The organism is Rhizobium sp. Rhizsp82 (assembly GCF_047325115.1).
In the GTDB taxonomy this organism is placed as follows: Bacteria; Pseudomonadota; Alphaproteobacteria; order Rhizobiales; family Rhizobiaceae; genus Rhizobium.
This window is the reverse complement of the sequence record NZ_CP168570.1, coordinates 545,537-566,399: the sequence shown is the minus strand read 5'-3', so window position 1 is coordinate 566,399 and position 20,863 is coordinate 545,537. Positions and strand designations below refer to the sequence as shown.

Sequence of the window (20,863 nt, the reverse complement as noted above, 5' to 3'; positions counted from 1 at the left end):
GATGCGGAACCGGATCAAGCAGGCGGCATTGGCGCTTTTGTGCGCAGCCGCAGTGCATCTTCCGGTTCCGGCTTCCGCTGCCGCCTGGGATATCTCCAAGGCGAGCAGCAATTTCGACCTCGTCTCGCTGGATGATGCAGCACTTGCCGAGCGCAAGATCACCACGGTGAAGATGGGCGATGTGCAGCTGACATCGGGCCGTATCATCGCCGCCGATCCGCTGGCCCAGCCTGACCGTCCTGCCTTTGTCAGGACCGTGCCTCCGGGCAATTATCCCGTGACCCTTTATCAGGCCTTCGGCCGCGTTGCCGCCGCCAGCATGCGCTTTGGCGAAGGCAAGCCGGTTCGCTGGGAGATGGCGGCGATCCCCGGGCAGGATCCGGCGACGCTGAAGGACGATGAGATCTTCGGCTATCCTGTCGATGCCGGCCTCGGCGCTTACATGGATGCCGATACGCTGAAGCTGCTCGAAGAGCGCGCAGAGACTGCGCAGGCCGCAAAGCCGGACGAGGATGTGAACTACTACGACATCATCGCCCCGGAACTCGATGCCAATGGCGGGCGCTATGCGCTGCATTCACCGGTATCGGGAAAGCCCGGCAATGTCGCGATCTTCTGGAGCGGCTGGGGCGACGGCTTCTATCCGGTTTTCTGGGGACTGGCCGAAGACGGTCATCCGCTGGTGATGCTGACGGACTTTTATGTGATCGAAAATTCCGACGGGCGGAAGGAGCCGGTGGCGCAATGAGCAAGAGATCTAGCCTTGCGGCCCTGTTCGCGGCCTCCATCCTGATCCTGCCCAGCATGGCATCGGCGGCGGATTGCCTGCAGTCGCATGCCGTCTATGCCGATCGCGATGGCATCTACCAGCTGAAATTTCAGCCGCTGAATTCCGACGCAGCCGCCGCCAACAACCAGTTCAAGATGACCGTGAAAGACAGCGACGCCGTGCTCGACGGCTATGTCATGCCTTCGGAAGACCCGACGCGGACGATCGGCATGGTGATGTTCCATTGCCCTGACGGCGATGCGACGGGCGCTGATCTCGACGCCTGCACGATCTGGCAGGGACCGGTCTATGGCGTCGATGCCAAGGGCGTGATCGATAATCTGCCAGCCGAAAAGGCCAATGCCGTCGACAGCATCGTGCTTCCGGCCATCGGCCCGGCGCTTCGCGATTCCACCATCCTCGGCGAAGGCAAGCAGGTTGCTGCGCCCTGGGATGTCTTTGCCTTCAAGGAATGCACGAAATGAGCGGCGCACCTGTTCTCCTCGTCACCGGCGGAAGCCGGGGCATCGGTGCCGCGGTCTGCAGGCTTGCCGCAAGCCAGGGATGGCGTGTGGCCGTCAACTACGCATCCAACAAGGATGCCGCCGATGCTGTCGTCAGTGACATCGTCAGCCAGGGTGGCGAAGCCTTTGCCGTCAAGGGCGATGTCGGCAATGCGGCTGATATCACCGCAATGTTCGCAGCCGTCGACAAGCAGTTCGGCCGGCTCGACGGTCTCGTCAACAATGCCGGTATCGTCGATCAGCCGCAGCGGGTCGATGAAATGAGCGTCGAGCGCATCGAGCGGATGATGCGCATCAATATCACTGGTTCGGTTCTCTGCGCTGCAGAGGCTGTGCGCCGCATGTCGACCCGTCACGGCGGCAAGGGTGGCTCGATCGTCAACATCTCCTCGATGGCGGCGATCATCGGTTCGCCGTCGCAATATGTCGACTACGCGGCCTCGAAGGCAGCGATCGACACGTTCACGATCGGCCTGGCGCGCGAAGTCGCGATGGAAGGCGTGCGCGTGAATGCTATCCGGCCGGGTATCATCGACACCGATATTCATGCATCCGGCGGCCTGCCGGATCGCGCGAAGGACATGGCACCGTCCATTCCGATGCAGCGGCCGGGGACGGCCAGTGAGGTCGCGGATGCGGTGCTTTATCTTCTTTCTTCCAATTCTTCCTATGTGACCGGCGCCATCATGAATGTGAGCGGCGGGCGCTAGGCATTTCCATTTCCTGACCAACGGACAAACAAAAGGAAAAGAACAATGGCTTACGATGTGATCGTTATCGGAACCGGCCCTGGCGGTTATGTCGCGGCAATCAAGGCTGCGCAGCTCGGCCTGAAGGTTGCGGTCGTTGAAAAGCGCGCGACCTACGGCGGCACCTGCCTCAATGTCGGCTGCATCCCGTCCAAGGCGCTATTGCATGCCTCCGAGATGTTCCATCAGGCCGCGCACGGAATGGATGCGCTCGGTATCGAGGTCGCGGCTCCGAAGCTCAATCTCGAAAAGATGCTGGCGCACAAGGACGCGACCGTGAAGTCGAACGTCGATGGCGTCGCCTTCCTGTTCAAGAAGAACAAGATCGATGCCTTCCAGGGCACCGGCAAGATTGTCTCCGCCGGCAAGGTTTCCGTCACCGCCGAAGACGGCAAGGTGCAGGAACTCGAGGGCAAGAACATCGTCATCGCCACCGGCTCCGACGTCGCCGGCATTCCGGGCGTCAAGGTCGATATCGACGAGAAGATCATCGTTTCCTCGACCGGCGCGATCGCGCTTGAGAAGGTGCCGGAGACGATGATCGTCGTCGGCGGCGGTGTCATCGGCCTCGAGCTCGGCTCGGTCTGGTCGCGCCTCGGCGCCAAGGTCACCGTCATCGAGTATCTCGACAAGATCCTCGGCGCGATGGATGGCGACGTCTCCAAGCAGTTCCAGCGCATGCTCGGCAAGCAGGGCATCGAGATCAATCTCAGCGCCAAGGTTACTGGCGTCGAGAAGGGCGGCAAGGGCGCGAAGGTTACCTTCGAACCGGTCAAGGGCGGCGACGCACAGACGGTTGAAGCCGATGTCGTGCTGATCTCCACCGGCCGCGTGCCCTACACCGCCGGCCTCGGCCTCGAGGAAGCCGGCGTCAAGCTCGACAACCGCGGCCGCGTCGAAATCGATGGTCACTTCAAGACCAACGTCGATGGCATCTATGCGATCGGCGACGTCGTGAAGGGTCCGATGCTGGCGCACAAGGCTGAAGACGAAGGCGTGGCGCTTGCCGAAATCCTCGCCGGCCAGCACGGCCATGTGAACTACGACGTCATCCCGAGCGTCGTCTATACCCAGCCGGAAGTCGCTTCGGTCGGCAAGACCGAGGAAGAACTGAAGGCTGCAGGCATCGCCTACAAGATCGGCAAGTTCCCGTTCACCGCCAACGGCCGCGCCCGCGCCATGCTGGCGACCGACGGTTTCGTAAAGATCCTGTCGGATAAGGAAACCGACCGCGTGCTGGGCGGCCACATCGTCGGCTTCGGCGCCGGCGAGATGATCCACGAGATCGCCGTTCTGATGGAATTCGGCGGCTCCGCCGAAGACCTCGGCCGCACCTGCCATGCGCATCCGACGATGTCGGAAGCCGTGAAGGAAGCTGCACTGGCGGCGTTCTTCAAGCCGATCCATATGTGAGATCGGTAGCTGGTTAGTATGAAGCCGCGGTTCGAGAGGGCCGCGGCTTTTTTGTGCCTGGTGTTATGGAGAGCTCGAGCCCGGAGCCCCCTCACCCTGCCCTCTCCCCGCTGGGGAGAGGGGGCGTTGGCGCTGGCGGCATCCTCGACTTCCCTTCTCCCCAGCGGGGAGAAGGTGGCCCGAAGGGCCGGATGAGGGGGCCGCGGGCATAACATCGCCCTCATCTCTGTGCTTGTCACAGAGATCCAGCCAGCCCAAGTCCTTGGGCTGGGAAGATTCTCTTCGCCGCGCAGACGCGCGGCGGCTGGATTCCTGTGACGAGAACAGGAATGAGGATGAGTTTGGGATTTGAGACCTGTAGCCTTCCGGCTCAGTTCACCGCAGTGACCGTAAAGCCCTGCTGACGCAGCAGCTCGATGACGCCCTTGTCGCCCGGCAGGTGCAGGGCGCCGACGGCCATGAAGACGTTGCCGGCGGCGAGGATGGGGGCGGCGCGGTCGGCCATGACCTTGTTGCGGTCGAGGATGATGCGCTGCTCGAAGGCGGCATAGTCGCCGTCACCGCCTTCTTCGGGCGAGACGGTCTTCAGCATCGGGATGGTCATGCCGACGTCGCCCGAGAGGTAGAGGTCGGTCATGGTCTCGACGACGTCGTTCATCTTCGGGCCGAGTTCCAGCGTTTCGATCAGCGACTTCAGATGAAATTCCATCGGCAGCTCGGCCATGGCCTGCAGCTGCTCGGCAAGGGTTTCCAGACCCTTGACCTGCTTGCCTTCCTTGACGGCGTCGGCAGCGATCTTCTGGTCGAGGAACTGGACGCCCTTGGCCTTGCGGGCGATTTCGCAGGCGGGGAGGGCCACGGCGCTGGCGATCATCCAGGGGCGCATGCGGGAGACGGCTGCGAGCGGAATGCCGCGCTGCTTCAGGCCGGCGTCGAGGCGGGCGTAATCTTCCGGCGACAGGAGCTTCTGGATCGTCGTGCCGTCGGTGAACATCGTCAGATCGGGGCGGGCGAGCAGGGCGGCGGCGGCCTTCTTCTCGTCGAGTATTTCGTCGGATTCGATGACGATCGTATCGGCGTTGTCGTGGGCGGTTTGGGCGTAGGCAGGCAGGTTCAGGACGCGCGGGTCGGTGACATGCATGCTGCCGAGTAGCCAGGAGGGCTTCAGGCCGGGCTTCTCGATTTTCCAGAAGATGCCCTTGCCGTTAGGCACGGCCTCGGCTTCTTTCACGACCTCGGCATAGCGGGCGGGATCGGATTGTTTCAGTTCGGCCATCAGGTCCTTGCCGGAGCAGCTGTCATCGGCGGCCGCGGCAGGTGTCACCGAAAAGATCACGGCGAGCAGCGACGCGGCGAGCAGCATGTGGAAGACCGCGATCAGCCAGAGCAGGATGTTGCCCGGCTGCGCAATCTCAAATCTGCGGTGGCCGATGGAAATCGTCATGATTGGTTCCGCTCGCTATGCTTAATCAGATCCATGCTCTACGCCGCCTTCGCGCATATTCCTTTAAGGGAAAGCGTTAACGAATGATTACGCCCTTGGATGGGCACGATCGTAGACCTCGAGCAACCTTGCTGAATCGACGCCGGTATAGACCTGCGTGGTCGACAGGCTGGCGTGGCCGAGAAGTTCCTGGATGGTGCGAAGGTCGCCGCCACCGGCAAGCAGATGCGTTGCGAAGGAGTGGCGCAGCGCATGCGGCGTTGCCGTCTCCGGCAGGCCGAAGGCGCTGCGCATCTTCTGCATGGTACGCTGGATGATCGCCGGCTGCAGCTTGCCGCCGCGGGCGCCGCGGAAGAGAGGTTCGGCTGCTTCAAGATGAAACGGGCAGAGCGCGCGGTACTTGCCGATGGCCTCGCTGACGATGGCGAGAAGCGGCACGAGCCGGGTCTTGTTGCCCTTGCCGGTGATACGCAGCGAGGTCGCAGCGTCGTGGAAATCGCGGGGGGTCAGGTCGAGCGCTTCGGAGATACGCAGCCCGCAGCCATAGAGGAGCGTCATGACGGCAGCATCGCGCGCCGCGATCCAGGGCTCGTCATGCATCTGCGCATCGTCACCGACGACGGTGACGGCCTGCCGGTCGGAGAGCGGCTTCGGCAGCGATTTCGGCTGCTTCGGCGAGCGGACGGCGCTGGCGCCTGCGGCATTGACCAATCCCTTCTTCTCGAGATAGCGCAGCAGCGAGCGCAGGCCAGCGAGATTGCGGCCGAGCGAACGGGCGCCGGATCCCTCCTTGCGGCGAGCCGCAAGGAAGGCGCGGAAATCGGCGGGGCGGAGCGCCTCGATATCCTTCAGCGTCGTTGGGCCGCCGAGATGACCGGTGAGGAAGGTCAGGAACTGGCGGCTGTCGCGCTCGTAGGCGTCGAGCGTGTGCCCGGAAAGGCGGCGTTCGCTCTCCAGGCTCTGGAGCCAGGCGCTGCGCTCGGACATCAGGCGCGGATCGGCAATAATCAAAAGTTCGTTCACGGCTCGGGCCTTGATTTCGGGGCAATCGCCGCCAATTTTCACCGAGGGACGGTTATGGAATTGCTAATATCGGCCAAGCGCTTGCCATGCTTCGATCATAATAGGTTGCGATAGCTGGTTCCCGGAACGAGGCAGGACTCTTGTATGGCGCGGCGCCACTCCACGACGGCTTTCGGACAGCTCGCGGAAGCAATCGCCCTGGTTTCTCACGGCAACCCCGGCCATATCGTCGATACGCTGATTGCCGAGCGCGGACAGCGGATCGTCAACAACCCGCTCTGGCCGGTGATGCGGCCCTTCCTCTACACGCTCTTGCGCTACAACAAGGCGCTGCAATTCGCCAATGATGTGGCGAATATGCCGGGTTTCCAGTGCTTCGAATATATGAGCAATTTGCTGAAGCTGGATATCCAAGTGCGGCATGCCGAGCGCATTCCGGAAACGGGCGGCTTCATTCTGGTCAGCAACCACCCGACGGGGATCGCCGATGGCGTTGCCGTGTTCGATCTCCTGAAGACGCGCCGGCCGGATATGATGTTCTTTGCCAATCGCGATGCGGTTCGCGTCAATCCGCGTTTTGCGGAGATGGTCATCCCGGTCGAGTGGCGCGAGGAATACAAGACCAAGCTCAAGACCCGCGAGACGCTGCAGCTGACCAACCATGCGGTCAAGGAAGGCAAGGCGACGATTCTTTTTCCATCCGGCCGTATCGCCTATTGGGCGAACGGCAAGCTCAACGAACGGCCATGGAAGAGCTCTGCAGTGGGGCTGGCGCGCAAATACAATCTGCCGATCCTGCCGGTGCATATGACCGCCCGCAATTCCGGGCTGTTCTACTGGTTTGCCAAGTGGTCGACGGAGCTGCGCGACATGACGGTTTTCCATGAGCTTCTCAACAAGCGCGGCGACCGGTTCGACTTCACGATCGGCGATCTCATTCCGGTCAAGCAACTGGATGGCGATATCAACGATGTGACAAAGGCGCTTGAGCAGCACACGGTTTTCGGATTGGCCGCTGATGACAGCGCCCGCTTCTCGCCGGTCGCCGGCGAGCCGCAACCTGAGCCGCTGCTCGCCCATTCTTTTTGACGCTGGTTTGCGCTAAAGCGGTCTCATGCGTCTTCGCTCGATGTTTGCCCAGAATTACCGCTCGCTGCGCTCGATCCGCATGGATCTGGCGGATACGACGCTGTTTCTCGGCGAGAACGGCGTCGGCAAATCCAATCTTTATCGCGCGCTGCAGCTGGTGCAGGCGGCCGTGCGCGGGCGGCTGGCACATGAGTTGGCGGCTGAGGGCGGCATGTTTTCGGTGCTCTGGTCCGGTACCCGGCGCAAATCCGATGGACCGGCGCGAATCCGGCTTGAAGTCGAGATCGTCGACGAGGAGCGGGCGGTTACTTTCCGCTATCACGTCGAAGCCGGATTGCGGCCGCCGACGGCCGCCGCTGGTTTTCCGCTCGAGCCGCAGGTCAAGGCCGAGGAGCTGACGGTCGAGACCGGCCGCCGGGCTGTGACGATGATGAAGCGGTCGGGTCCCGGCATTTTTGTGCGCGACGGCGACGGGCGGATGCAGGAGCATCCCGACGAGGCGCTGACATCGGAGACGGCGATCGCGCTGCTCGGCGATGCCGGCAATTTCCCCGAGGTCGCCGCCTTCAGGCGCATCGTCAACAACTGGCGCTTCTTCCATGGCTTTCGGACCGACCGCGCCTCGCCGCTGCGCCATCCCTGCCTTGCCGTGACAGGCCCGATGCTGGACGAAGATGGGGCCAATCTGGCCGCAGTCTTCGCGACGCTTGTGCATACCAGGCAGGATACGGTCGAGCTCGATCGCATCTTGGGCTCCGCTCTCGGCGGCGCGCAGCTGGTCGTACCGGAGCCCGGCGAGACGGCGGAGTTCGGGTTGAAGCTGCCAGACTTTCCGCATCGGATCTTCCAGCCGCGGGAACTCTCGGATGGGCAGATCCGGTTTCTCGGCCTGGCCGCCGCACTTCTCTCCTACCGGCTGCCGCCGCTGATCGCGCTCAACGAGCCGGAAGCCAGCCTGCATCCGGATATGCTGGGACCGCTGGCGGATATGATCGCCGAGGCCTCGAAGACCAGCCAGGTGTGGATCGTCACGCATTCGGCGCAGCTCGCCGAAGCCGTCCGTGGGCGCTGCGGCGTGCGTCCGCGCAAGGTGATCCGCGAGAGCGGCGCGACCTGGATCGAGGGCATGCGGCTGACGGGCGTGATCTCGGGTGAAGAGGACGATGACGACTAGCATGCGGCGGGTTTCATTTTCACGCCGTAGCGGGCATGGTCTGGCGCGATGAGCACAGATTCGTCCGATCTCTTTGGCGCATTGTTCGAGACACCACCGGCAACCCGCACGGTTCCGGTGCTCGTACCGTTGCCTGCGCCGCGGCCCTATTCCTACGCCGTGCCGGAGGGCATGGCCGTCGAGGTCGGCTCGGTGGTGCAGGTGCCGCTTGGGCCGCGCCAAGTGATCGGCGTCGTCTGGGACGGCGGCGAGGATGGCGTCGACCCGAAGAAGCTGCGGCCGATCAGCCATGTCTTCGATTGCCCGCCGCTGAACAAGGAAATGCGCGATTTCATCGACTGGGTATCGGCCTATACGCTCTCGCCGCCCGGTCTCGTGGCGCGCATGGCGCTGAGGGCTCCGAATGCGTTCGAGCCGGAGCCGATGGTCGAAGGCCTGCGCTTCATCGGCGGCGAGCCCGAGCGGATGACGCCGGCGCGGGCCCGCGTGCTCGAGCGGGCCTCCGATGGCGTTTCCTGGACGCGCACGGGGCTTGCCCATGCGGCCGGGGTCTCGACAAGCGTCGTCGATGGTCTGATCAGCCAGGGGATTTTCGAAACGATCTTCCTGCCGCCGCCACCGGTCGTCGCTAAGCCGGATCCTGATTTTGCCGCCTCGCGATTGGCCGGCCCGCAGAAGGATGCGGCGGAGGATATTCTCGGCGAGGTGCGCAATGGCGCCTTCGCCGTGTCGCTGATCGACGGTGTCACCGGTTCGGGCAAGACCGAGGTCTATTTCGAGGCGATCGCCGAGACGCTCAGGCGTGGAAAGCAGGTGCTGATTCTGCTGCCCGAGATTGCGCTGACGGCGAGCTTCCTTGAGCGTTTTCAGGATCGCTTTGGTGCCAAGCCTGCCGAATGGCATTCCGATCTGGCGCCGCGTATCCGCGAGAAGGTCTGGCGGCAGGCCGTTACCGGCGAGGTGCGTGTCGTCGCCGGTGCGCGTTCGGCGCTCTTCCTGCCGTTCGAAGATCTCGGCCTGATCATCGTCGATGAAGAGCATGACCCTGCCTACAAGCAGGAGGATCGCGTCTATTACAATGCCCGCGACATGGCCGTCGTGCGGGCGCGGATCGGTGATTTTCCGATCGTGCTGGTATCTGCAACGCCGTCGGTCGAGAGCCAGGTCAACGGCCAGAGCGGTCGCTATACGACGATCCATCTGCCGACGCGCTTTGGCGACGCGGCGCTGCCGGATCTGCATCTCGTCGATATGCGCCGTCATGCGCCGGAGCGCGGCGGCTTCCTGTCACCGGTGCTGATCCGGGCGATCGGCAAGACGATCGAGAAGAAGGAGCAGGCACTGCTCTTTCTCAACCGGCGTGGTTATGCGCCGCTGACGCTTTGCCGCGTCTGCGGGCATCGATTCCAATGCCCGCAATGTTCGAGCTGGCTGGTCGAGCATCGCTTCCGCAGCCAGCTGCAATGCCATCAGTGCGGCCATACCGAGCGGACGCCGGAAGCTTGCCCGGAATGCGGCACGCTCGATCATCTGGTTGCCTGCGGCCCTGGCGTCGAGCGCATCGCCGAAGAGGTCGAGCGGCATTTCCCGGATGCGCGGACGATCGTGCTGTCATCTGATATCACCGGCGGCGTGAAGCGGCTTCGCCTTGAGCTCGATGCCATCGCCAAGGGCGAGGCTGATATCGTCATCGGCACGCAGCTCGTTGCCAAGGGACATAACTTCCCACTGATGACGCTGGTTGGCATCGTCGACGCCGATCTCGGGCTGGCGAATGGCGATCCGCGCGCCGCGGAACGCACCTTCCAGCTGCTCTCGCAGGTGACCGGCCGCGCCGGGCGAACCGGTTTGAAGAGCCATGGTCTATTGCAGACCTACCAGCCGCAGCATCCTGTGATGCAGGCGATCGTCTCGGGCGATGCCGGAGCCTTCTATGAGCGGGAGATCACCGAGCGCGAGCGGGCGATCCTGCCGCCCTTCGGCCGGCTGGCCTCGATCATCGTCTCGGCCGAGACCCGCCAGGACGCGGAAAGCCATGCGCGCGGCATTCGCAGTTCGGCGCCGCAGGTGTCGGGCATTTCGGTGCTGGGTCCGGCTGAAGCGCCGCTGGCGATCGTGCGCGGCCGCCACCGTTTCCGCCTGCTGGTCCACGGCCGGCGCAATTCCGATATGCAGGCGTTCCTGAAAACCATGCTGGCGCAAGCGCCGAAGGAGCGGGGTTCGGTTCAGGTTCAGCTCGACATCGATCCGCAGAGCTTCCTTTAAAAACAGCTGATCGTGGCCGTTTCCGGCAGCAGACAATCATGCCATAAGGTCAAAAAACATGGGCATGATTTGGGGCTGATTCATGGAGTTCTATTTTCCGGAAACCTTCGGCGAGCAGCTGGCATTCTGCTGCGCGGCATTCACGGCGGCTGCGGGCTTCGTCATCATGTTCGCGCCCGGTTACGCCATGAAGCTCTTCGGTCTCGCGCCGCGCGGCGAGCGGCGGGATGGTTATGCGGAGCAGCGCTCGGTCGGCGGCTTCTATCTCGGCTTCGGTCTGGCGGCGATCATGCTCGCCCAGGACTTCATCTACATGGCGCTCGGCGCCGCCTTCGCGATGGCATTTTTTGCCCGCGTCATCTCCCTTCTTTCTGATAAGGGGAGCACAATTATCAACTATTTACTTCTGGTTGTGCAGGCGGTTCTCGCAGCGGTTCCGCTGGCCTATTCTTTTGGGTTCTTTGCAACCTGAATTACAGGGCTGACGGGCGCCCGCTCGCCTGCTCGAATGCCATTTCACGATTTTGCCGACAGAAAATCATTCGAAAGGCATATTCGGGCATTACGCGTGTTGCGAGTCCCTGCGTCCTATGTTAGACGGACCCCGAATTTCGGAAGAAGCAAGAGGCTTCTCTTGCGATTTCTGGGGGAAATCAAAACGAATTCAAGAGCATAGGTCAGGCGCCCGCCGACGGCCGGATTCTTGAATTGAAATCAGGGAAATTTGTGCCCGTGGCAGACACGTCCCAGCTTACTTCTGGTGTTGCAGAACGATATGCGTCCTCGCTATTCGATCTGGCGCTCGAAGAAGGTGCCGTCGAGAGCGTCACCGCAGATCTCGACCGTTTCCAGGCGATGCTGGATGAGAGCGACGACCTCAAGCGTTTCGTCGCTAGCCCGGTATTCTCGGCTGACGATCAGCTGAAGGCTATTGTTGCCATCAGCGAAAAGGCCGGTATTTCCGGTTTCGTCGGCAACTTCCTGAAGGTCGTGGCGCGCAACCGCCGCCTGTTTGCCCTCCCGGGCATGATCAAGGCCTTCCGTGTCATCGCTGCCCGTCAGCGTGGCGAAATTTCTGCCGAGGTTACCTCGGCCCATGCGCTCACCGCAGCGCAGGAAACCGAATTGAAGGCGGCGCTGAAGGGCGTCACCGGCAAAGACGTGGCGATTGCCGTCACGGTTGATCCGTCAATTCTTGGTGGTCTGATCGTCAAGGTCGGGTCCCGTCAGATTGATACGTCGCTTCGCACCAAACTTTCTACTCTCAAGCTTGCATTGAAAGAGGTTGGCTGATGGATATCCGCGCCGCGGAAATTTCCGCAATTCTCAAAGATCAAATCAAAAACTTCGGCAAAGAGGCTGAGGTTTCGGAAGTCGGCCAGGTTCTTTCTGTCGGCGACGGTATTGCTCGCGTTTACGGTCTGGACAACGTTCAGGCCGGTGAAATGGTCGAGTTCCCAGGCGGCACCCGTGGTATGGCTCTGAACCTCGAATCCGACAACGTCGGCGTCGTTATCTTCGGTTCGGACCGCGACATCAAGGAAGGCGACACCGTCAAGCGTACGGGCGCCATCGTTGACGTTCCGGTTGGTCCGGAACTCCTCGGCCGCGTCGTTGACGCTCTCGGCAACCCGATCGACGGCAAGGGCCCGATCAATGCCAAGCAGCGCGCACGCGTTGACGTCAAGGCTCCGGGCATCATCCCGCGCAAGTCGGTTCATGAGCCGATGTCGACCGGCCTCAAGGCTATCGACGCCCTCATCCCGGTTGGCCGCGGCCAGCGCGAGCTCGTCATCGGCGACCGCCAGACCGGCAAGACCGCGATCATTCTCGACGCGATCCTGAACCAGAAGGCCATTCACGACTCCGGTCCGGAAGGCGAAAAGCTGTTCTGCGTCTACGTCGCTGTCGGCCAGAAGCGTTCGACCGTTGCTCAGTTCGTCAAGGTTCTCGAAGAACGCGGCGCTCTGAAATACTCGATCATCATCGCTGCCACGGCTTCCGATCCGGCTCCGATGCAGTTCCTCGCACCGTTCGCCGGTTGCGCCATGGGCGAATATTTCCGTGACAACGGCCAGCACGCCCTGATCGGTTACGACGACCTGTCCAAGCAGGCTGTTTCCTACCGTCAGATGTCGCTGCTGCTGCGCCGCCCGCCGGGCCGCGAAGCTTACCCGGGCGACGTTTTCTACCTGCACTCGCGTCTCCTCGAGCGCGCTGCAAAGATGAGCGACGAAAAGGGCGCCGGTTCGCTGACCGCTCTGCCGGTCATCGAAACGCAGGGCAACGACGTTTCGGCCTTCATTCCGACCAACGTGATCTCGATCACCGACGGCCAGATCTTCCTCGAAACCGACCTGTTCTACCAGGGTATCCGCCCGGCCGTTAACGTCGGTCTGTCGGTTTCGCGCGTCGGTTCTGCCGCGCAGATCAAGGCGATGAAGCAGGTTGCAGGCTCGATCAAGGGCGAACTCGCCCAGTACCGCGAAATGGCGGCATTCGCTCAGTTCGGCTCGGACCTCGACGCCGCAACCCAGCGCCTCCTGAACCGCGGTGCACGTCTGACCGAACTCCTGAAGCAGCCGCAGTTCTCGCCGCTGAAGACGGAAGAACAGGTCGCTGTGATCTTCGCTGGCGTCAACGGCTACCTCGACAAGCTGCCGGTTGCATCGGTCGGCAAGTTCGAACAGGCTCTGCTCTCCTACCTCCGCTCGGAAGGCAAGGCGATCCTCGACACGATCCGCACGGAAAAGGCTATCAGCGACGATACGAAGGGCAAGCTCACCGCTGCTCTCGAAGCGTTCTCCAAGTCTTTTGCCTGATCGGACCCAGTTAGGACGGATAACGGATGCCTTCACTTAAGGATCTGAAAAACCGGATCGCCTCCGTCAAGGCGACGCAGAAGATTACCAAGGCGATGAAAATGGTCGCCGCGGCTAAGCTTCGGCGTGCGCAGGAGGCGGCCGAGGCCGCCCGGCCTTACTCGGAACGCATGGCGGCTGTTCTTTCGAACATCGCCAATGCGGTTACCGATGCCGACGGCGCACCGCTGCTCATGACCGGTACCGGCAAGGATCAGGTTCACCTGCTCGTTGTCTGCACCGCAGAACGCGGCCTTTGCGGCGGCTTCAACTCGCAGATCTCGCGCTTTGCCCGTGATCATGCGCGCAAGCTGATCGCCGAAGGCAAGACCGTGAAGATCTTCACGGTCGGCAAGAAGGGCTTTGACAGCCTGCGCCGCGAATTCGCATCGCTGATCGTCGAGCGCAAGGAATTGCGCGAGGTCAAGCGCGTCGGATTCGACAACGCGGACCAGATCGGCAAGCGCATCATCGAGATGTTCGAAGCCGGCGAGTTCGACGTTTGCACGCTGTTCTATTCCGAGTTCAAGTCGGTCATCAGCCAGATCCCGACGGCCCAGCAGATCATCCCGGCACAGGCGCCTGAAGGCGTTGTCGAAGATGCTGCCCATGCCGGCGCGGTCTACGAATATGAGCCGGATCCGGCTGCGATCCTTGAGGATCTGATCCCGCGCAACATCTCTGTCCAGATCTTCCGTGCACTGCTTGAAAACGCAGCCGGTGAAATGGGCGCCAAGATGAGCGCAATGGACAACGCGACGCGTAACGCAGGTGAGATGATCAACAAGCTGACGCTCAACTACAACCGTCAGCGTCAGGCGCAGATCACCAAGGAACTGATTGAAATCATTTCGGGCGCGGAAGCGCTCTGAGGTTAGAGAAAGAGGGTATTAAAATGGCTAGGGCAGCTACCCCGAAGGCGGCAGCGAAGACCGCCGCTAAGAAGACCGCCACAGGCTCTGTCGGCAAGGTCACACAGGTTATCGGCGCCGTCGTCGACGTTGCTTTCGAAGGCGAACTGCCGGCGATTTTGAACGCGCTCGAAACCACGAACATGGGCAACCGCCTTGTTCTCGAAGTCGCGCAGCACCTCGGCGAAAACTCCGTTCGCACGATCGCCATGGACTCGACCGAAGGTCTGGTTCGCGGTCAGGAAGTCACCGACACCGGCGCTCCGATCTCGGTTCCGGTTGGTGACGAAACGCTCGGCCGTATCATGAACGTCATCGGCGAACCGGTTGACGAAGCTGGTCCGCTGGTTACCGCTTCCAAGCGCGCCATCCACCAGGACGCTCCGGCTTACGTCGAGCAGTCCACGGAAGCGCAGATCCTCGTCACCGGCATCAAGGTCGTCGACCTTCTCGCTCCTTACGCAAAGGGCGGCAAGATCGGCCTGTTCGGCGGCGCAGGCGTCGGCAAGACCGTTCTCATCATGGAACTGATCAACAACGTCGCCAAGGCGCACGGTGGTTACTCGGTGTTCGCAGGCGTGGGTGAACGTACTCGCGAAGGCAACGACCTTTACCACGAAATGATCGAGTCCGGCGTTAACAAGCACGGCGGTGGCGAAGGCTCCAAGGCTGCGCTGGTTTACGGCCAGATGAACGAACCGCCGGGCGCACGCGCTCGTGTTGCTCTGACCGGTCTGACGGTTGCTGAACACTTCCGCGACCAGGGCCAGGACGTTCTGTTCTTTGTCGACAACATCTTCCGCTTCACGCAGGCTGGCTCGGAAGTGTCGGCTCTGCTCGGCCGTATTCCTTCGGCCGTTGGTTATCAGCCGACGCTTGCAACCGACATGGGTCAGATGCAGGAACGCATCACCACGACCACGACCGGTTCGATCACCTCGGTTCAGGCCATTTACGTCCCCGCCGACGACTTGACCGACCCGGCGCCGGCAACTTCGTTCGCCCACCTGGACGCAACGACCGTTCTGTCGCGTTCGATCGCTGAAAAGGGTATCTACCCGGCCGTTGACCCGCTCGACTCCACGTCGCGCATGCTCGACCCGATGGTTGTCGGCGAAGAGCACTACGAAGTGGCTCGTAAGGTTCAGTCGACGCTGCAGCGCTACAAGGCCCTGCAGGACATCATCGCCATCCTGGGTATGGACGAACTGTCTGAAGAAGACCGTCTGGCCGTTGCCCGCGCCCGCAAGATCGAGCGCTTCCTGTCCCAGCCGTTCTTCGTCGCCGAAGTCTTCACCGGTTCGCCGGGCAAGCTCGTTGCGCTCGAAGACACGATCAAGGGCTTCAAGGGCCTAGTCAACGGCGAATACGACCACCTGCCGGAAGCAGCCTTCTACATGGTCGGCTCGATGGAAGAAGCCATCGAAAAGGCCAAGAAGCTCTCCGCAGCTGCTTGATGAGCGACGCTCATGACGAGATCTTCTGCTGCGACTCCCTTCGGGAAGTCGTGGCAGATCTTCCGGCCCCTGCAGCCCCGACCGTCTATAGGGCGGATAACGGCCAGCTGATGATGGTGGTGGGACTGGTCCAGACCGAAGAGGGTCTCGGCTATCTCGATCAGGCGATACAGCACTGCCCGTTCTGCGGGACCAAACTGCAAGATGCAAAGGCCGAGAAGGTAAGTCACTGATGGCTGACAATTTCAATTTTGAACTCGTATCTCCGGAGCGTCTGCTTCTGTCGGAGATGGTGACGGAAGTTGTCATTCCGGCCACCGAGGGCGAGATGACGGTCATGGCCCACCATGCGCCGACGATGACGACCATCAAGCCCGGCATCGTCAGCGTTCGTTCGGCCTCCGGCAGCAAGCAGGACTATGTCGTGTTCGGCGGTTTCGCCGATATCCTGCCGACCGGCTGCACGCTGCTTGCCGAGTCTGCTGTTCCGGTTGAGGAAATCAACAAGGACGAGCTGACCCGCCGCATCGAGGCTGCGCAGAAGGACCTCGAGGATGCCGAGCATCACGAGCACAAGTCCAAGCTTGAGCAGTTCATCCTCGAACTCACGCATCTGCGTGGCGTCGTCGAGCAGGATTGATCTGGACTTTTCCCAAACGATCGAAAGCGGCCTTCAGGGCCGCTTTTTTGTTTTCAGGCTACCGGATCGATCAGCGCACCCGGGCGGTGGCCTTGCCCGGGTGCGCATCGCGGCCGCGTACCTGCCAGAGCCGCGGCCGTGATCTCTAGGCCGCCGCCTGATAGGGCTGCTCGCTGCGGACGGCGCGAAGGGCGCGCGCCCACCATTGCAGCCTGCCCATCATCCGGCTGAGATGCCGCAGCGCCTCTTCCGGGCGGTCGAAGTGCCCGTCCTTGTCGAGCCGGTCCCAGGGGGAGACGATGCTGACCGTATCGCGGATCGCGACTGCGTGGAGCTCGGCGAAGACCAGGCGCAGATGTTCCACCGCTCGCAGGCCGCCTGAAATGCCGCCATAGGCGACGAAGGCGATCGGCTTGACGTGCCAGGGCTCGTAGAAGGCGTCGATGAAGAATTTTAGCGAGGCGGGGAAGCTGTGATTGTATTCCGGCGTGACGATGATGAAGGCGTCGGCGCGCTGCAGCCTCGCGGCGATCTCGCCGGTTTCGTCGCCGCTATTGGGGACCAGGCCGAAATCGAGCGGGTCGATGATATCCAGTTCGATCAGCGGGTAGTGGCCGAGCTGGCTGACGAGCCATTTGACGACGCGGTCGCACATGCGGCCGGGCCGCGTGCTGCCGTAGATGACGGCCAATCTGATCGTGGTCTGCATGCATTGCTCCTTCTTTACGATCATCGGGAGCTCGGGTTATAAAACCTCAACTAATATTGAGGTCAACAGCCCATGCAGAAAAATTCGGATGGCATGATGAGCCGGCTGCTCAGCGTCGGCGAGGTAGCGGCACGCAGTGGTCTTGCGGTGTCGGCGCTGCATTTCTACGAGAGCAAGGGGTTGATTGCGAGCATTCGTTCGCGCGGCAACCAGCGCCGTTATGGCCGCGATGTGCTGCGCCGTCTCGGGATCATCAAGGTGGCGCAGCGGGTTGGAATTCCGCTTGCCGAGATCGAGGCGGCCTTCGCGACCCTGCCGCAGGGCCGCACGCCGACGGTCGCCGACTGGCAGACGTTGTCGCAGCTCTGGAAGAACGATCTGGACGACCGCATCAAGCGGCTGACACTGTTGCGCGACCACCTGACGGGATGCATCGGCTGCGGCTGCCTGTCGATCGAAAGCTGTCCGCTGCGCAACCCGCATGACAGGCTGGGCAGCGAGGGTACCGGTGCGCGGTTGCTCGAAGATATCTAGGCGGCGATGCGCTCGGCCTGCAGGAAGCTCTCCAGAGCCGCTGCCTCGTCCTTGCTGAGGTAGAGACCCTTCTTGCTCCGCCTCCAGAGGACATCCTCAGCGGTGAAGGCCCATTCATGCTGCATGAGATAGCGCACTTCGGCCTCGTAGAGATCCGACCCGAAATGCCGGCCGAGATCGGCGGTCGAGGCTGCCTTGCCGAGCAGGATGGTGGCCTTGGTGCCGTAGCGGCGCGTCAGCCGCCGCGCATGGGCCGGCGCCAGGAACGGATAGGCCGCCTGCAGCCTGGCCACTTCCGCCTCAAACCCCTGCGCTGGAAAATCCCCGCCCGGCAGATGGCTCTTCGCCGTCCAAGGGCTGCCCCTCATGCCGATCGCCTCGCCGATCTTCTCCAGCGCATGTTCCGACAGACGCCGGTAGGTGGTGAGCTTGCCGCCGAAGACATTGAGAAGCGGCGCCGCATTCGCCTCGCTGCCGTCTTTGCCTTCAAGCTTCAGCACGTAATCGCGCGTCGCCTCCTGCGCCTTCGAGGCGCCGTCGTCGAAGAGCGGGCGGACGGCGGAATAGGTCCAGACGATATCGTCGGCCGTGACCGGCTCCTTGAAGTATTCGCTGGCCGCCTTGCAGAGATAATCCGTCTCTTCAGCGGATATCCTGACATCCTTGGGATCGCCGCCATAATCCCGGTCGGTGGTGCCGATCAGGGTGAAGTCGTCCTCATAGGGAATGGCGAAGATGATGCGGTTATCAGGGTTCTGGAAGAAATAGGCCTTGGGACCGTCGAACTTCTTCCTGACGACGATATGGCTGCCCTGCACGAGGCGGACATGGCGGGCCTCGTTCTGGCCGAAGGCGGCGCGGATGACGTGATCGACCCAGGGACCGGCGGCATTGACCAGCATGCGGGCCTGATGCGTCTCGCTGCGGCCCGAGAGCGTATCCACCGTCTCGACGACCCACAGGCCGTTCTCGCGCCGCGCCGACACCACTTTCGTGCGCGGCATGATCAGCGCGCCCTTGTCGGCTGCATCCCGGGCGTTCAGCACCACCATGCGGGCATCGTCGACCCAGCCGTCGGAATATTCGAAGGCTTTCGTAAACAGCGCCTTCAAGGGCTTGCCGGCGGCGTCGCGGCGCATGTCGAGCACTGATGTCGGCGGCAAGAGCTTGCGGCCGCCGAGGTGATCGTAGAGGAACAGTCCCAGCCGGATCAGCCAGGCCGGGCGGATGCCGCCCTTGTGATAGGGCAGGACGAAACGCATCGGCCAGATGATATGCGGCGCCATCGCCCAGAGCACTTCGCGCTCCATCAGCGATTCCCGGACAAGGCGGAACTCGTAATGTTCGAGATAGCGCAGGCCGCCATGGATCAGCTTGGTGGCGCCCGACGAGGTGCCGGAGGCGAAGTCGTTCATCTCCGCCAGCGCCACCGAATAGCCGCGCCCCGCCGCATCACGCGCGATCCCGCAGCCGTTGATGCCTCCGCCGATCACGAATAGGTCGAAAGTCTGGCTGCCCACGCGGTTCTCCAACGATTTAGTGCTTAAAATGAAATCCATTAAGCGCTAAAACGAAAGAAAGCGAATGTCAAACGAACCTTTTGCGACAGCGAAAGATTTAATCTTTGGTGCTGCCCGCCCGGTTGGTTTCCACCAGATTGATGCCGCCCTCGGAACAGATGCGGCGGAGCGAATCCAGCGTGCATTCGTCGGTGACGAAGGTATGGACCTGTGACAGGTGGCCGATGCGAACCGGCGCGGTGCGCTCGAATTTGGTGGAATCGGCGACCAGGACGACATGGCGGGCATTGGCCATGATCGCCTGCGCGACCTTCACTTCGCGGTAATCGAAATCGAGAAGCGCGCCATCGGGATCGATCGCCGAGGCGCCGATCACCGCATAATCGACCTTGAACTGGCGGATGAAATCGACGGCGGCTTCACCGACGATGCCGCCGTCCGAATGGCGCACGACGCCGCCGGCGATCACGACCTCGATCGACGGGAATAGTCGCAAGCGGCTGGCGACATTGATGTTATTGGTGATGACCATCAATTCGTGATGCTCGATCAGGGCTTCGCCGACTGCTTCCGTCGTCGTGCCGATATTGATGAAGAGGGAAGCATTGTTCGGGATCAGCGCGGCCGAGGCACGGCCGATCGCCGTCTTCTCGTTGGCCGCGATCGAGCGGCGCGCCTCGTATTTGACGTTCTCGGTACCGCCAGGGAAAATCGCGCCGCCATGGATGCGCGTTAGTACCCGGCTGTCGCAGAGGTCGTTGAGGTCCTTGCGGATGGTCTGCGGGGTGACCGAGAAGCGGGCCGCCAGGTCTTCCACCAGCACGCGGCCCTCTGACTTTGCTATGTCGAGGATCTCGGTCTGCCGTCCGGACAGAAACATGCTGCGCCTCCCTTTCTTTCGTTTCTTGCGATCATATGTTAAAGCGAAAATTGCGCAATCGGCGACTGCCAGCCGGAGTGGGGAGGGCCTCAGCGTGTTTCATCCAAAGCTTTTCGAAAACCGCAATGTCGTCGTCACGGGTGCCGGGCGCGGCATTGGCCTCGAGGTCGCACGCCAGTTTCTCGATTGCGGCGCACGCGTCGCCGTTCATACCGGCCGCAGCAAGAGCCGCGACCTTCCGGACTTCCTGCTGACGGCCGAAGCCGATCGTCGCGCCGTGCTGATCTCAGGCGATTTCAGCGAGCCAGGCGGCACCGCCACTTTCGCCTGGAAGGTGCTGGATGCCTTCGGCACCATTCATGTGCTGGTCAATAATGCCGGGACGATGGTCGGCCGGTTTCCGGCGGGTGAGCTGACGGATCAGGATTATGAGGCGGTTACCCGGCTCAACCAGACCTCCGTCGTCGAGGTGACGCGCGCGCTGCTGCCGGCGTTGCGGGCCGCCAAGGGTGCGGCGATCGTCAACACCGTATCGATATCGGCGCTGACCGGCGGCAGTCCGGGATCGGCGATCTATTCGGCCTCGAAAGCCTTCGTTTCCACCTATTCGAAGGCGCTGGCGCGCGAGCTTGCCCCTGACATGATCCGGGTCAATTGCGTTTCGCCGGGCACGATCGAAACCGACTTCCATGAGCGCTATTCGTCGCGCGAAAAGCTTGAGGCGACACGCAAGACCATACCCTTGCAACGGCTCGGAACCTCCGAGGATTGCGCCCCCGCCTACCTGTTTCTGGCCGCGCCTTCCTTAGCGGGCTACATCACCGGGCAAGTTCTGGAGATCAATGGTGGCCAGCTTATCTGCTGATTTACTTGGACTATTTTTGGTATTTTAGTAAAATTG

Annotated in this window: 21 protein-coding genes; 16 read left to right on the top strand and 5 right to left on the bottom strand. The window is 62.1% G+C overall.

Features of this window, described 5'->3' with window-relative positions; translation table 11 throughout:
- The first annotated feature begins 1 nt into the window (after position 1).
- The 4 genes from ACEN84_RS07450 to lpdA are packed head-to-tail and all read left to right on the top strand — an operon-like array spanning position 2 to position 3,455.
- Positions 2 to 748: a DUF4241 domain-containing protein gene (locus ACEN84_RS07450; protein ID WP_413710443.1), complete on the top strand. Its 747-nt coding sequence runs from the start codon at positions 2 to 4 to the stop codon at positions 746 to 748.
- Positions 745 to 1,254 carry a hypothetical protein gene (locus ACEN84_RS07445; protein WP_413710442.1) on the top strand — a complete coding sequence of 170 codons (510 nt, stop codon included), beginning with the start codon at positions 745 to 747 and terminating at the stop codon, positions 1,252 to 1,254. The genes ACEN84_RS07450 and ACEN84_RS07445 overlap by 4 nt, the downstream gene beginning before the upstream one ends.
- A complete protein-coding gene (locus ACEN84_RS07440) occupies positions 1,251 to 2,003 on the top strand; it encodes an SDR family oxidoreductase (RefSeq protein ID WP_413710441.1) in 753 nt (250 codons plus the stop codon). The genes ACEN84_RS07445 and ACEN84_RS07440 overlap by 4 nt, the downstream gene beginning before the upstream one ends.
- 45 nt (positions 2,004 to 2,048) lie before the next feature.
- Positions 2,049 to 3,455, top strand: coding sequence for a dihydrolipoyl dehydrogenase (gene lpdA / locus ACEN84_RS07435; protein ID WP_413710440.1), 1,407 nt, complete (start codon positions 2,049 to 2,051; stop codon positions 3,453 to 3,455).
- Positions 3,456 to 3,825: 370 nt separating this feature from the next.
- Here lpdA and ACEN84_RS07430 read toward each other — a convergent pair whose 3' ends face one another.
- Positions 3,826 to 4,899: a TraB/GumN family protein gene (locus tag ACEN84_RS07430; protein ID WP_413710439.1), complete on the bottom strand. Its 1,074-nt coding sequence runs from the start codon at positions 4,897 to 4,899 to the stop codon at positions 3,826 to 3,828.
- Between the two features lie 87 nt (positions 4,900 to 4,986).
- On the bottom strand, positions 4,987 to 5,922 hold the full coding sequence (locus ACEN84_RS07425; protein WP_413710438.1) for a tyrosine recombinase XerC: 936 nt from the start codon (positions 5,920 to 5,922) through the stop codon (positions 4,987 to 4,989).
- Positions 5,923 to 6,066: 144 nt separating this feature from the next.
- Between ACEN84_RS07425 and ACEN84_RS07420 the strand changes: the two genes are divergently transcribed.
- The 10 genes from ACEN84_RS07420 to ACEN84_RS07375 all read left to right on the top strand — a co-directional run bounded on the left by ACEN84_RS07420 (position 6,067) and on the right by ACEN84_RS07375 (position 16,319).
- Positions 6,067 to 7,011, top strand: coding sequence for a GNAT family N-acetyltransferase (locus tag ACEN84_RS07420; RefSeq protein WP_413710437.1), 945 nt, complete (start codon positions 6,067 to 6,069; stop codon positions 7,009 to 7,011).
- A 25-nt stretch (positions 7,012 to 7,036) separates the two neighbouring features.
- Positions 7,037 to 8,185: an AAA family ATPase gene (locus ACEN84_RS07415; protein WP_413710436.1), complete on the top strand. Its 1,149-nt coding sequence runs from the start codon at positions 7,037 to 7,039 to the stop codon at positions 8,183 to 8,185.
- A 48-nt stretch (positions 8,186 to 8,233) separates the two neighbouring features.
- The gene (locus ACEN84_RS07410; protein WP_413710435.1) at positions 8,234 to 10,450 is read left to right on the top strand and encodes a primosomal protein N'; all 2,217 of its coding nucleotides are present in this window, start codon (positions 8,234 to 8,236) and stop codon (positions 10,448 to 10,450) included.
- An 82-nt stretch (positions 10,451 to 10,532) separates the two neighbouring features.
- The gene (locus ACEN84_RS07405) at positions 10,533 to 10,922 is read left to right on the top strand and encodes a DUF4345 domain-containing protein (RefSeq protein ID WP_112717952.1); all 390 of its coding nucleotides are present in this window, start codon (positions 10,533 to 10,535) and stop codon (positions 10,920 to 10,922) included.
- A gap of 254 nt (positions 10,923 to 11,176) precedes the next feature.
- On the top strand, positions 11,177 to 11,743 hold the full coding sequence (locus ACEN84_RS07400) for a F0F1 ATP synthase subunit delta (RefSeq protein WP_112717954.1): 567 nt from the start codon (positions 11,177 to 11,179) through the stop codon (positions 11,741 to 11,743).
- The gene (gene atpA / locus ACEN84_RS07395; RefSeq protein WP_112717956.1) at positions 11,743 to 13,272 is read left to right on the top strand and encodes a F0F1 ATP synthase subunit alpha; all 1,530 of its coding nucleotides are present in this window, start codon (positions 11,743 to 11,745) and stop codon (positions 13,270 to 13,272) included. The genes ACEN84_RS07400 and atpA overlap by 1 nt, the downstream gene beginning before the upstream one ends.
- Positions 13,273 to 13,298: 26 nt before the next feature.
- A complete protein-coding gene (locus ACEN84_RS07390; protein ID WP_112717958.1) occupies positions 13,299 to 14,183 on the top strand; it encodes a F0F1 ATP synthase subunit gamma in 885 nt (294 codons plus the stop codon).
- 23 nt (positions 14,184 to 14,206) lie between these two features.
- Complete coding sequence (gene atpD, locus ACEN84_RS07385; protein ID WP_112717960.1) at positions 14,207 to 15,679, top strand: F0F1 ATP synthase subunit beta; 1,473 nt, start codon at positions 14,207 to 14,209, stop codon at positions 15,677 to 15,679.
- The gene (locus tag ACEN84_RS07380; protein WP_112717962.1) at positions 15,679 to 15,912 is read left to right on the top strand and encodes a hypothetical protein; all 234 of its coding nucleotides are present in this window, start codon (positions 15,679 to 15,681) and stop codon (positions 15,910 to 15,912) included. The genes atpD and ACEN84_RS07380 overlap by 1 nt, the downstream gene beginning before the upstream one ends.
- Positions 15,912 to 16,319, top strand: coding sequence for a F0F1 ATP synthase subunit epsilon (locus tag ACEN84_RS07375; protein ID WP_112717964.1), 408 nt, complete (start codon positions 15,912 to 15,914; stop codon positions 16,317 to 16,319). The genes ACEN84_RS07380 and ACEN84_RS07375 overlap by 1 nt, the downstream gene beginning before the upstream one ends.
- 145 nt (positions 16,320 to 16,464) lie before the next feature.
- On the opposite strand, the gene ACEN84_RS07370 is transcribed toward ACEN84_RS07375, so the two are convergent.
- On the bottom strand, positions 16,465 to 17,028 hold the full coding sequence (locus ACEN84_RS07370; RefSeq protein WP_413710434.1) for an NADPH-dependent FMN reductase: 564 nt from the start codon (positions 17,026 to 17,028) through the stop codon (positions 16,465 to 16,467).
- Between the two features lie 72 nt (positions 17,029 to 17,100).
- On the opposite strand from ACEN84_RS07370, the gene soxR reads away from it, so the two are divergent.
- Positions 17,101 to 17,562 (top strand): redox-sensitive transcriptional activator SoxR, encoded by a 462-nt coding sequence (soxR, locus tag ACEN84_RS07365; protein WP_112717968.1) that lies wholly within the window; start codon positions 17,101 to 17,103, stop codon positions 17,560 to 17,562.
- Here soxR and glpD read toward each other — a convergent pair.
- Both glpD and ACEN84_RS07355 read right to left on the bottom strand, forming a co-directional pair.
- Entirely contained in the window at positions 17,559 to 19,121 is a 1,563-nt protein-coding gene (gene glpD, locus ACEN84_RS07360; protein WP_413710433.1) for a glycerol-3-phosphate dehydrogenase, read from the bottom strand. The genes soxR and glpD overlap by 4 nt on opposite strands.
- A 58-nt stretch (positions 19,122 to 19,179) precedes the next feature.
- Positions 19,180 to 19,962 carry a DeoR/GlpR family DNA-binding transcription regulator gene (locus tag ACEN84_RS07355; protein ID WP_112720146.1) on the bottom strand — a complete coding sequence of 261 codons (783 nt, stop codon included), beginning with the start codon at positions 19,960 to 19,962 and terminating at the stop codon, positions 19,180 to 19,182.
- A 94-nt stretch (positions 19,963 to 20,056) separates the two neighbouring features.
- On the opposite strand from ACEN84_RS07355, the gene ACEN84_RS07350 reads away from it, so the two are divergent.
- Entirely contained in the window at positions 20,057 to 20,827 is a 771-nt protein-coding gene (locus tag ACEN84_RS07350; RefSeq protein ID WP_130284332.1) for an SDR family NAD(P)-dependent oxidoreductase, read from the top strand.
- Positions 20,828 to 20,863 lie beyond the last annotated feature (36 nt).